This is a genomic window from Xenorhabdus sp. TH1 (assembly GCF_037260955.1).
Classification (GTDB): Bacteria; Pseudomonadota; Gammaproteobacteria; order Enterobacterales; family Enterobacteriaceae; genus Xenorhabdus; species Xenorhabdus griffiniae.
This window is the reverse complement of sequence record NZ_CP147735.1, coordinates 27,987-40,163: the sequence shown is the minus strand read 5'-3', so window position 1 is coordinate 40,163 and position 12,177 is coordinate 27,987. Positions and strand designations below refer to the sequence as shown.

The 12,177-nt window shown below is 43.5% G+C and carries 11 protein-coding genes; 5 read left to right on the top strand and 6 right to left on the bottom strand.

The genetic code is table 11. The features are described 5' to 3' along the window. Positions 1–11: 11 nt before the first annotated feature. A complete protein-coding gene (locus WDV74_RS16800; RefSeq protein WP_338883968.1) occupies positions 12–1,481 on the bottom strand; it encodes a transposase in 1,470 nt (489 codons plus the stop codon). A gap of 223 nt (positions 1,482–1,704) precedes the next feature. Next, complete coding sequence (locus tag WDV74_RS16795) at positions 1,705–2,133, bottom strand: hypothetical protein (RefSeq protein ID WP_338885760.1); 429 nt, start codon at positions 2,131–2,133, stop codon at positions 1,705–1,707. 104 nt (positions 2,134–2,237) lie between these two features. On the opposite strand from WDV74_RS16795, the gene WDV74_RS16790 reads away from it, so the two are divergent. Together WDV74_RS16790 and WDV74_RS16785 are read left to right on the top strand one after the other, a co-directional pair. Then, positions 2,238–2,996: a DUF6880 family protein gene (locus WDV74_RS16790; RefSeq protein WP_338885759.1), complete on the top strand. Its 759-nt coding sequence runs from the start codon at positions 2,238–2,240 to the stop codon at positions 2,994–2,996. Then, on the top strand, positions 2,993–3,427 hold the full coding sequence (locus WDV74_RS16785; protein ID WP_338885758.1) for a regulatory protein RecX: 435 nt from the start codon (positions 2,993–2,995) through the stop codon (positions 3,425–3,427). The genes WDV74_RS16790 and WDV74_RS16785 overlap by 4 nt, the downstream gene beginning before the upstream one ends. A gap of 93 nt (positions 3,428–3,520) precedes the next feature. Here the strand turns inward: WDV74_RS16785 and WDV74_RS16780 are convergent, their stop codons facing one another. Next, positions 3,521–5,011, bottom strand: a complete 1,491-nt coding sequence (locus tag WDV74_RS16780) for a UvrD-helicase domain-containing protein (protein WP_338885834.1) — start codon at positions 5,009–5,011, stop codon at positions 3,521–3,523. A 144-nt stretch (positions 5,012–5,155) separates the two neighbouring features. Here WDV74_RS16780 and WDV74_RS16775 point away from each other — a divergent pair, with 144 nt between their 5' ends. Then, the gene (locus WDV74_RS16775) at positions 5,156–5,443 is read left to right on the top strand and encodes a DUF1294 domain-containing protein (RefSeq protein WP_338885757.1); all 288 of its coding nucleotides are present in this window, start codon (positions 5,156–5,158) and stop codon (positions 5,441–5,443) included. Between the two features lie 107 nt (positions 5,444–5,550). Here the strand turns inward: WDV74_RS16775 and traA are convergent, their stop codons facing one another. The 3 genes from traA to WDV74_RS16760 all read right to left on the bottom strand — a co-directional run bounded on the left by traA (position 5,551) and on the right by WDV74_RS16760 (position 7,585). After that, entirely contained in the window at positions 5,551–5,913 is a 363-nt protein-coding gene (traA, locus tag WDV74_RS16770) for a TraA family conjugative transfer protein (RefSeq protein ID WP_338885756.1), read from the bottom strand. A gap of 155 nt (positions 5,914–6,068) precedes the next feature. Further along, on the bottom strand, positions 6,069–6,905 hold the full coding sequence (locus tag WDV74_RS16765) for a thioredoxin domain-containing protein (RefSeq protein WP_338885755.1): 837 nt from the start codon (positions 6,903–6,905) through the stop codon (positions 6,069–6,071). After that, a complete protein-coding gene (locus WDV74_RS16760; RefSeq protein WP_338885754.1) occupies positions 6,905–7,585 on the bottom strand; it encodes a hypothetical protein in 681 nt (226 codons plus the stop codon). Before WDV74_RS16760 ends, WDV74_RS16765 begins: the two co-directional genes overlap by 1 nt. A gap of 147 nt (positions 7,586–7,732) precedes the next feature. Between WDV74_RS16760 and mobH the strand changes: the two genes are divergently transcribed. Both mobH and traD read left to right on the top strand, forming a co-directional pair. After that, entirely contained in the window at positions 7,733–10,249 is a 2,517-nt protein-coding gene (gene mobH / locus WDV74_RS16755; protein ID WP_338885753.1) for a MobH family relaxase, read from the top strand. 13 nt (positions 10,250–10,262) lie between these two features. Then, positions 10,263–12,164 carry a conjugative transfer system coupling protein TraD gene (gene traD, locus WDV74_RS16750; protein WP_338885752.1) on the top strand — a complete coding sequence of 634 codons (1,902 nt, stop codon included), beginning with the start codon at positions 10,263–10,265 and terminating at the stop codon, positions 12,162–12,164. Positions 12,165–12,177 lie beyond the last annotated feature (13 nt).

The window sequence follows — 12,177 nt, the reverse complement described above, 5'->3', positions numbered from 1 at the left end:
TTTGCAACGCGTTAAGTTGAGAGCCTCTCCCATTTTTCAGTGCCTGTTATTTGAACCAATAACAGGCTGAAAATCATCCATAATATCAGAGCCACTGCTCTTGATAAGTTATAGGCCATCGCATGCAGGGTAAATTCCAGCTTTACCGCTGATAATCCTCTACGCCGAAAGCGCTCCAGTCCCTGAATTCCCCGCAAAGCTGAAAATACCGGTTCTACTCTGCTCTTTCGTTGACTCAATATCCGTTTTGACTCAGGGTTAGCCATATGCAAACGCAGTTCATCCCGCTTTTCATCTTCCCGATAGCGTTTTATTTTTCTTCCACCTTTGGCCCGTGTACATTGGGTTTTTTGCCGGCATTGGGTGCAATTGGCACTGCCATAGACCCGATAGCCGCGCACTTTTTCTGACGCGGCCACGGTGCTTTTCAACGATAATGAATGATGGGCAGGGCAGAGATAAGTGTCTTTCTCAGCCTCATAGATAAATAACGATTTGGGGGAGATTGTTCGGGGGCTCTGCCGGGTTGAATTTTCAGAGCAAAACAGCGAGATCTGATATTTTTGTGCCTCAGCCATCACCGCGTCATGGAAATAACCGGCATCCAACAACAATTTGTCCGGATGATATCCCGATAAATTGAAATTCTGCACCAATAAATCCGCCATTACCCGTGTCTCACTGGATGGATCTACGGTTTGGGCGACGATAATACGTCCTGTGTTGACTAAAACAGACGGTTTATAGGCTGTTGAAAATCCCTTTCCCCGCTTGAGTTTCTGGACGACAGCGTCTGGCTCTGTGGGATTAATACGTAACTGGCTACCATCTTTCCCCTTTTTTTCCCGGTTTTCTTGCCGGCGTCGTAATACTTCTGTGCCCTGTTCCAATTGCTGAAGACGTTTCTCTGTCTGCCCCGTGGCAGGCGCTGCACTGAGGGGCTTTTTTTCGCGGGAAATGGCTGCCTGAGTCAAAAGATGATAATGAGAACACATGGCCTCAATCACTGTCCCGTCACCAGCCAGACACGAAATACCGGATTGACTGCGGCGCAAAACAGATAAGGCCAGCTCTTTAAAAAACATCCCCGTCAGGACAGTTTGATGCTGATAAATGAAACGTCCAAGACTGGCATGATCAGGGGTAATTCCCTGACTGACCCAAATACAGCCCAAATCTAAACGCGCCAAGCGTTCAAGTGCTCTGAGCGAACGCTGTCCTTTCATGATCCCATAAAGCAGGATCCCCATCATGGAGCGGGGAGAATAAGGAGCCCTGCCTGTTGAAGCATAATGACGTTCGAAAGGTCCCCAGTCTTGTTCATCCAGGCTCTCCGCGACAATAAGTGCACTGCGTTCTCCCATTTGCTTGAGATAATCCCCAAGGGAAAGAGAGCCATCCAATACAGGTAAATGCTGCGCTTTGACAAATTGACGTTGGGTGTGAACAGACGATTCCAGTTTTCGGGTGAATAAGGTCATAAAAGATCGGCGCCTAAAGGAAGAGCGCCGATCTTAATGGATAACATGAGCTTTTACGACACCCTCTAAACAACGGGGAATATGAGATTGATACGCATCACCTTTGCCGCTTAGTTAAACTGAGAAATTTTGGGGCCAATAGATATTCAGGGATGCGTGCCTATACTGCTCAAAAAATCACAAAGTGTCACTATTCATTAATGTATTATTTGTGCGCTGCTTATCATTCATAACAACTGACTGGTGCGTTATTGCGTTGGTAAATCTGAAAAAATTCCGGAGCAGCAACCAGCGGTGATTTGGCTATCCAGCCGTGACCCCGTTGTTTTTTAAAATCAAAATAATCCCGATATTCCGCAGATGTAATGAAATTGTAAGTCAGGGAAATACTGGGGGATAATGTATGCACCTCATGAGCTAACCCTTTCGGGATCAGCATTATCTCCCCCGGTAATAGGTCAAACTGCCAAATCCGATCCGGGTTATGTTCAACACTCTTGTGGTTTTGACTTATCGGTTTTTGCTTTTCCGAGTGAGATAAACACGTCCGCCCTTCTGCGGCATTTCTGACCACATCTTCCAGCGAAGCCGAAAAAATCCACCCTGCTTTGCGGCCTTCTATCTGATGACACAACACCGCATTGGTTCGCATTCCATCAAGGCCGAATGGGAGCGAAGCTGCAATATGACGACATTTGTGGTATACAGGAGTAAAATCACCAGCATCTTCTGATAGTTACAAATATCGGAGTACATATGGATAACTGGCAGGATAAAACTGAATGGAAAGATCTCTGGTTGTTGACTCCTGAGCAAGTTCCCCTGTTGTCTGGTATGACCGACAAGGGCCGTCTCGGATTTGCCATTCAGTTGAAGTTTATGGAGATGTACGGACGATTTCCTTCGTCAGGCAAGGATGTCAGCATGGATGTTATTCAGTACCTTGCTCAACAGCTCGGTCTTTCTGGTGATCTTTTTTCTTCATACGAACCACTGGATCGGCAGGGGCTGCGGCATCGCCAGACGATCCGGAAGTTACTCGGCTATCGCCCTTCTGCTGACAGTGATCTCCGGCAGCTTTTTGACTGGTTGTGCGTTGCGTCAGACATCGAACGGTATGATTTAATCGACGCCTGTATTATGTCCATGCCAAAAAACAACCTCGCCGACTCGCTGGCTTATATCACCCATTCATTTTTACGGACATTATCCAGTACCCTGTATAAACACGGCTATGCGCATACGGCGACCCTTTTGCGTCGTTTTTTGGTGGAGGACAACATTCAGCAATCAAAAAGCAAGTATTACAGCTATGCCGCCTCCGACATGAAAAAAGCCATCGATTACGGCGAAGGTCTGGAAGATTGCCCTCAGCTTCCGGAAACAGAGGGCTACCTCAGAACTCTCTACGAACAACATAAACGTAAAACCGCACTCTGGCCGTTGATGGCAGATAAAATCAAAGGATTATCCGTAGGAAAGGACGGTATCCGTTATAGCGGAGATGTCTCATGACATCACAGGAACTGTATGACTACGCGGTGTCACTGCTGGCAAGGCGTGATTACGCATCCGGTGAGTTGGCCCGGACACTGAGCAAGATGACGGAAAACAGAGAGAATATCGACAAGGCGTTGTCGAGGCTGGTTGAGAGTGGTTATCTGGATGATCACCGCCTGATAACGCACCTGATTGATAAATATGTTCGAAAAAAACATGGCCCGACCAGAATCAAACAGGAGATCAGACAAAAAGGCTTTTCTCAGGAGTTGGTCGAGCAGGTGCGGGAGAAAGTGGATGTGGACTGGTATGCCATGGCAAGGGAACTGAAAGTCAGTAAATTTGGTGATGAGGTGGCATCAGAAGCCAAAGAAAAAAACAAACAGATTCGCTACCTCCAGTACAAGGGGTTTTCGATGGATATGATATTTGAGGCGTTAAGCTGATCGTGGTTTGCTGCCAGAGCTCCATCCGAGACAAATGTCGTCATATTGTAGCTTCGCTCCCATTACCCCTTATCGCAATGAAAAGCCTGCACTTCAGTCGCGGGTTATTTGCTCAACCACTCCCTTTTGTTGTCTTTGCATGTGCAGAATGAGTTCCATGACGCAACCACTGATAGCCAAAGCGTCAATGGCGCGTGTCACAGCCACATACAACAAATTGAGTTCATCATTGATGTAGGCGTAATCGATATCACCACCACTGTTACCCATGTTTTCAAGGTACTCAATAATTGAAGGGAAATCACCGTCAATCTCCACCACACTCCAGTCTAACCCTTTTGATGAATGAGCAGTAACGAGGACTAAATCAGCTTTATCCTGTGATTTTATGGATGAATTTATAATTGACTCAACAATATCGGTAATTTTGTTACCGTGTTCGTCAATCAAAACAATCGCCCTGTTGAGCGTGGGGTCGTTCGTGATTTTGGCAATTTTAACCAGATCTTCCCACGATGGATATTTTTCCAATATCGCTTTGTTTTTGATTTTTTCTTTTTTATCCCACTTCAGGTAGTAATAATCAACAATATCATACAAAGAATACTTTTCTACACCGCCAACGAAGTAGACTTTTTTTCCTGCATTCCCCGCATCTATCGCATTGAAGATAACAGAAAGGTTACTCCGCGATATGATGGTTCTCGGGTAGATGCCCTGAATGACTTTTTTGGATAGCAACCTATCATCCCTGTACGCACGGACAGGGATGTCTTCACCTTTCAACCACAAAATCACATTGGCAATGCCAGCCACCTTTCTCCCGAAGCGATAAGATTCAGTCAGGCGCAATACCGTTGCGCCCTCACTGGCTGCTGCACTCAACGCATCAAATGAGCCACGCCAACGGTTAATCATCTGATGCGGATCACCCACATAAATCCGCTTACAACTGCATTTGTCCAGTATGGCTTTCGTCACCTTGTTGACATCTTGGGCTTCATCTAACAGGATAATGTCATACCATTTGTCTAATGATGGGCCTGTTAATTGGTAATGTTTGATGAAGAAATCGGGGGAGCATAGAAAATCACTACCAGGATCAGCCTGTAAGCGGTATGCCTTTATTGCAATAGACAAGGCTGCAACCCTTTCAGGTTCTTTGTAAACCGTTTTCTTGTTTTGGCTTTCCATTGGAACATGCGACATATTGATGTGTTCGTCAGCGGAGAAATAAAAATTTGAGAGCGTCTTATACGCGATAAAACGCAAAGAGAATGACGTAATGTTAAATTTCTTTGCCAGATCAAAGATGCCAAAATTGAACTTCATCTTTTGCTTTAAATCAGCAAAATGGCGGTATGCCAGCGCGTGTGTCGTCACCACTTTTACGTTGTCAGGGAATTTGCGTTGAGCTTCCATCTGTATGCCTTTGTTGTACGCTAAATACAAAATCCGATGTTCCCTGTACTTTTCGGCAAACTTTTGAAGAATAAATGTCTTACCCGATCCGGCATAGGCCATACAGCACACATAATTTGATTGGCAATTGAGGAAATCCCGCTGTTCGCTTGAAAGCGTAATAGCATCTCCCTTGTAAAAACGTAAAAAATGAAAATAATTTCATTGAAAAACAACCGATCGTTTTAAGATAACCATTTTCAGTCACGCCTTTTTGTTACATGCTAATATACAACGAAATAAAAACGAAAAATGAAAGGAAAGCCGATGTTCTACTTGATTAGCGTGTTGTGGGTCTGTTTTTGGAGTGTTCTTTCCTTTTTTGTCTACAAAAAAGACAAGAGCAACGCCATTGCCAACAAACCGCGATTCGATGAATTACAGTTAGATGCTTTGGCTTTGCTTGGCGGGTGGGGCGGGTGTTATATCGCTCAACGTGTTTACAACCACAAAACCCGGCTCGCTTACAGAAGACGCTTTAAAGCGATTGTTGTTGTATGGATAGTCGGGTATGCGGCAGTATGGGCGTTCCTGTTTGCGGGTCACAAAATCTAATCATGGCTTTTAAAAAGAACCTTTCCAAACCAAAGACAAACAAAAAGCCACAATCTTGTGGCTTTTTCGTCGAACAACACTTTTCGCTTGGAGAGCGTATGTTGAACTTACAGAACAGGCAGGATAGTAGCAACCGCTTCTGAAGAACTCATAATACCGTTTACAATGTCGGGTGCATAGTACAGACCGATAGCAGCACCCACAGCAACCGCGAAAGTCATCAGAGATTGACGAACGACGGCAGCCGCAATACCCACAACAACGATCAGGCCCACTAACACACGACCTAATGAGCCTTGCATGTATTGTGTGATTTGTTCCCAAACATCTTTAAAGCCTGTTTGTTCAGTACCATTACCATAGGCGAAAGCCAGCGCCATCGCAGCAACAATAGCGATAGCCAGTACAGATAACATCACGTTCTTAACATTGAACGGATTCAAGGTTGAAGCACTTGCGGATTGATTCATGTTTTCTTTCCTTTTTCATTTTTACGAAAAGAGATGTAACAGAATGGGTTACAGAAGCAATATACGTTTATCAGAAAGGTCTATTTCCGTTCTGGATAAAAAACATGAACAATACTTTTTTTTAAAATATACCCGCACCATCATAAAAAGTTTACCTATGAGTCTTTTTTCGCCATTTCTTCAATGGCAGTGATAAACTGATCCATAGGCACTGCACCTTCAATCGGTTTTACCTTGCCTGTTTTGTTGTCAATAATGAGGGTAGTCGGTGTTGCGGATATACCAAGCTGCATACTTTCTGCTTTATCGGCTTCAATCGCGTTTTTTACCTCTCCATTTTCATCTTTCAGACAGGTTTCGTATTTCTCTGTATCAAGTTTGTATTTTGCTGTAAGCTCGGCATCCGACACATTCAGCTCTTTACTTCCCCATTTCGCAACAATATCCCAATAGTGCTTTTCGTCTTGTTTGCCAGCACAAATAAATTTTTTGGCTTGTTCAGAAGCTATTGGCTCGTGCATTGGTAACGGGCTGTTCTTCCACTTCCAGTTCACCAGTCCTTCGTTGGCAGAATCAACCAGCGTTCTTGGGGTGGCAGCGTGGCGTTGGCAATACGGGCATTGGAAATCCATGTACGTGACTAAAGAGAAACGCGCCTCTTTGTTGCCATAAGTCAATACGTCCGTTTTGATTTTTACATTATCGGTATTCAACCCAGAAACTCTGGTGGGTTGTTTTTGTGGTTGTGGCTGGCTAGGGGTATTGGTTTCTTCGGAAAGCTCAATGATTTTTTTAAATGATTTGTCGAGTTTTGCCAAGTCTTGATTGCCAGACTCTTGTTTATTGGCAATCGAGGTCAACAATGCGTTGGTGTCCTTACTCTCTTGATATATTTTCCAAAGGCCAACCAACCCTAAAATACCGACTATCACCAATAAAAGTAAAGCAGTCGCGGTTATGCCAGAAAATGTCTTATTCTTTTTGGAATTCATTAAAAAATACCTTTTTGATATGAGTGAGTGGAATGAGAGACCGGTTCGCGTTGATTGTCGATATACATTTTCAGGCGATAATCCCTCAAGCTATCGGGTTCACCGCGAGTCAAAATACGGAGTTCCTCTTCTGTCAGTGGGGGGTTTGGATCAGAACAGTATTTGTCTTTGACTCGAATATATTCATCACGATTTTTTTTGTTTTCAGGCGTTTCTTTGAGGAAAAAACTGCGCTTGTTCTCGCCACAAAATGAAGGAGCCTGAGTTTTCATAAGGCCATTGCCTTTGAAATTCTTACCCGTTCGCTCAACACTGGATAAGAGTAAGTCGGTATGGAAACTCCGATCTGTCACGACATGTTTTTTACCTTGTTCGTAAATTTCGTATGGCGAGGCGATAACGTGGCGATACCCTTGCTTTCTCAACGCTGCACCGCCCCTGCTGACGTTATTCCAGTTTTCGCGGTATGTGTAGTCAGTGGGGTAATTAACCTTAACGGGCTTAATGGCTATGTTACGGCTGATTTTGTCTTTTGGCGGATTGTCAAAATACGGTTCATTAGACTCGATGCTGATAGTCGATGTTCTGGCATAGTCACCGCAGCCGAGAAGGGGCTTATCCGAGCTACACCCTGTCACTGCAACGACTAACAGGCAATTCAACAACATCATTCTTTTCATTTTTCGTCCTCACTCACTGTAATGCGGTCGAGTATGAACGATTTGTGTTTTCGTTATTTCCGGTTAATGACTTAAAACGCAACCCAAAAGAAAAACATCAGCAATCAAAAAAGGTAAAGTAGTCAAAAACGAACAAAACGAGATGGTATGTGTAATAGCGGAAAACACCCGTCAATTTGGGATAAATTATCGTCAGGTTTTGGGAAAGCAAAATCCTATTTTCTGAAGAAAAATGAAGACCATTTAGGCGATGATAACCCCCCTAATATGCCCGTTTATGCGGTCGCTAAGAAGGAAGAATACCCCTTGTTAGTCGGCGAGGTCGCGATACCCGAAGATACCCAAGCACAAATTGATACATTCAAAATGTCTGTTGGCTACCCGCCTAAACTCGAAGGGTTTCCGGCAAGGCTATCAGGACGGCAACTATTGGAAAAAACGCAACGCGATATGGTTCGAATGATCAGGAAAGAGGTGCAACTTGGCGATGATTTTGAAAAATACATCATGCCATTATTGCTGAATGTGGCTGATTTTGTGCATTTATTCCCGGCATCCGAACATCATCATCACCGTGCCCAAGGCGGCCTGTTACGCCACAACCTCGAAGTTTGTTATCACGCGGTCAAGGCAATGAAAGTGATTGAGTTTGATGAAAAAGAAAACCCCGAACAAAAATCAAGGATGGTTATCAAGTGGCGGTTAGCGGTCGTGGTCACAGCGTTGCTGCATGATATTGGTAAACCCGTGACAGATTACGAGATATGGAATAAAGACGGTACGCTGCAATGGAAGCCCAGCGGAAAATGTATTTTTGAATGGGCGGTAGAAAATGGAATAGATAGGTACTATCTATCGTGGAACAAAAACCGGCTCAACAATCACAAGCTACTTGCCTCCTCACTCATTGAAAAGATTGTCCCCGCTGAGGTCATTGAGATCTTACAGCAAAACAGCAGGAATATCTTTTTCAAAGTGGTTGATGCCATATCGAACTTAACGCCGACTGATGCACAAAAAAGAAGTAATGCGTTAATTGAGCTGGTGATTAATGCGGATAAAAAATCCGTGTTAGAAGATATGCAGAGAACATCGGGTGATGCGATACGTTCCGCAGGAACGGGGGTCAGTACAATACAACGCATGGTTGATATTATGCGCCTACTGATATCAACAAATGAATGGAAACCCAACGTTCCTCCTAGCCCTATTTGGGTCACAACGGATGGGATTTATGTTATATGGCAGAAAGCAGCAGAAGTTATTTATAATAGAATTAAAGAGTTAGGTGTATTTATACCTCAATCAGCAGACTCATTAGGTGAAATTATGTTGTCCAATGAACTGATAGAGGAAGGGGAAAATGGCTCTATCTATTGGAAAGTGATCCCTGAGAAGATCCTCGCTGAAAACCGCTTGCCAACACAATTTATCAAAGAGCCGCCAATGTTTATGTATTGTCTGAAATTGAAATCACCGGATACGTTGTTTAGTGATGTATTACAGCCGATGCCAACAACGGCTTATGTGAAAAAAGCGGAAAAATGGATGAAATATGAGCCTACCGCAAGATCAGAAAACGTGCCTGAGAACGTACCCGAAGTCAATACCAATATCGACCCAACGGAATCGAACGGCCCGACTAAAAATAAAAAAGAGAAAGACATTTTCATCACTGAAGAAGCGACAGAAGAAACGATATTGGGCCTGCTTTCTGGTTTGGGCGTTTTAGAAGATGCTATACCTGAAACTGAGAAAAAGCCTGAGTCTGAGCTTACCCCTATTTCTGCGAGTCCTGCACTGTCACCTATTCCTTCGGCAATGGCACCTAAAACCGAGTTGAAGCTGAAAACGCCTACCTCTAACACCATGACGAACAAAACCCCCTCCCTTACCGCGTTGGAGGTAAAGCCATCAACGCAAAAACATAAAGTTTCATTGTCGCTGGGTGAACCCACACATGCAAACGACATTTCCAAAACCAACCCGACAAAAACAACCCTGATTGCCGATAAAAAGGCTAAAGATAAACAAGTTGCTGTGAAAAAAAACAACGCAGAACAGACTTCTGTGCAACAGCTAGAAGCTGAACAACCAAAGATGGAAAAGACATTTACATCGATTGGCACGATATCGTTGAATGGACAAAACCAGCATACCAATCTGTATAGACAAGTTCCTTTAAGATATAGGGAAGCATTTGAAAATCACATACTGAGCATGGGAAAAGAGGAACTGCTAAAAAGCATCAATCAGAACCATTTCCTGTGTTCAGAAAAATTAATATTCCCGAATGAATGGCTATCGAACATGGCATTGACTGAACAGGGAACCCCATTAACGGTAATGCGATCCAAACGATATTACATTTCAAATAGAAAAATTTTGGACGATATCTATATCATTACAAAATACATTGAAATTAAAGAGTTGCTGGAATTGACCGAAGATGAAAGAAAAATTACCCCTGATAGCCTACGGAAAACCATACAGGCTCATTCCTCTTCTGAAAAGAACAAGGTCAACGTACTCAACAAGGACGGTATGTATTTAGCCGCGAAAGCCCTCAACGTATCAGAAAAAGTATTATTAAAACTCATCGCAATCCATTTTGATAGCTACCTCCGAAATCATAATTTAAGAGTGATCGTAAAAGATGAATGATTGGAAACACTTAATGCCATTCAGACCCAATTATGAGCTTTATGAATTGTTTGGTTGGGGAGCGGGGATACTGACAACGATAGGTGTGGGAAGCTATCTGTCAATGCCTCCCGCCGCGACAATCTCAACGGTAGCGATACAAGGCATCTTTGCGCTTAAAGTCTTCCCTAACGCACTGAAAATAGCGGCGCTACACAACAAGTTAAAAATGAGACCTAAACCGCTTTTTGTACCCGCCGAAGAGATTGTCAGACAAATGATCAAAAACCCCGAGAGTACCCTCATTGGGAAAGGTTTCATTTGGAAACACGAACAAGGGCAGCGGGCGCATGAAATTGTTAAAACGGGTAACGCTGACCGTTTTGTGCCTGATAACGATGATTCAATGGGGTACGGATGGATTCACCAGTTAGGCAATAAAAATGAGTGGATAAACGTTCCCGATCACATGCTCACTTTGCATACGTCAATCACGGGCACAACCGGATCGGGTAAAACCACTTTTTACAAGTTAATCATCTTACAGGCTGCAATTAAAAGAATACCGCTTATTTTTGTCGATCCGAAAAACGATGAAGAAATCGCGGGGTTTATGCGTGAGTGTATGAAACTGACGAACAGGGAAGATGATTATTACTATCTCTCGATTGCTCACCTGAATAAGTCAAATAGCATTTCACCTATCAGCAACTTCACCAATTCAACCGAAATCGCCAACAGGATTATTTCGGTCATTCAGAAGTCAGATAACACGACAGATCCGTTTCTTTCGTTTGCAACAATGGCACTAACAACCGTGATTCAGCTCATGAATTTCGTCAAAATCAAACCCACATTGGTTAACCTGAAAGCGCAACTGGGCACGGATTTAAACTACTTTGCAGAACTACTGACATTGGCGATAGATAAGTTAGGCGAAGAACTGTTTCCCGATGTGTATAACGACATTTTAGACCGTAGGCTGGGTTATGAAAAATTAGAGAGAAACACGGGTTCTAAAATGGCCCATGCCGCTATCAGGATCCATTTTTACTACAACGATATTGCACCGATAAAAGAGTATACCTTCATTAAAGGTGGCATTGATTTAATGCAGCACAACCGCGAACACTTTCAAAAAATGATACTCAATGCCTTACCTGTTCTGACCATGCTCACCAGTGACGGATTAGACGAAGTATTATCACCCTCCCTAAACAATCAACGTGACGATAGGGTGACGACAAGCACTAAAGATATTATTTCAACGAATGGCATGTTCTATCTAGGCTTAAATGCGCTGGCTGACGGTGATAAGGGGAGCGCGGTAGGGTCAATATTTTTAAGTGATATCACCGCAGTCGCCGCCGATATATACAACTATGCCAGACCGCGGGGTGAGGCGAAGCACGACACCATCATTTTGATTGATGAAGCCGCCGAGGTCATTAACGATCAGGTGATACGGCTTCAAAATAAGGGACGGGGTGCAGGGTTTAATTTGTATATTGCCTCACAATCAACTACAGATTATGTAGCGACGCTGGGTTCAGAAGCAAAGAAAGAGCAAGTGAACGTTAATGCTAACCACAATATCGCGTTGAGGACGATTAACGTGCAAGGCCAAAAAGACATTATTGAACGCATACCGAAAGCAAAATTCAAATACATTCAGCGAGGTCATGGAACAAGTGCGGGGGCCGATCCCGAACAAATTACAGGGAGTATTGGCGAAAGGATCATGGAGGAAGAAGGCGAATTTTTTCCGTCTCAACTTCTCGGTAACCTACCGAATTTGGAATTTTTTGCTATCTTACAAGCGGGGCGTATATGTAAAGGACAGATACCTATTGTGACGCTACCAAAATCAACGGAAGAAAAAGAAAAGTTAAAGCAACTCATTAATATTTATAAAGGTAATAAAGGTTTATTATGACAAGGTATGTTCC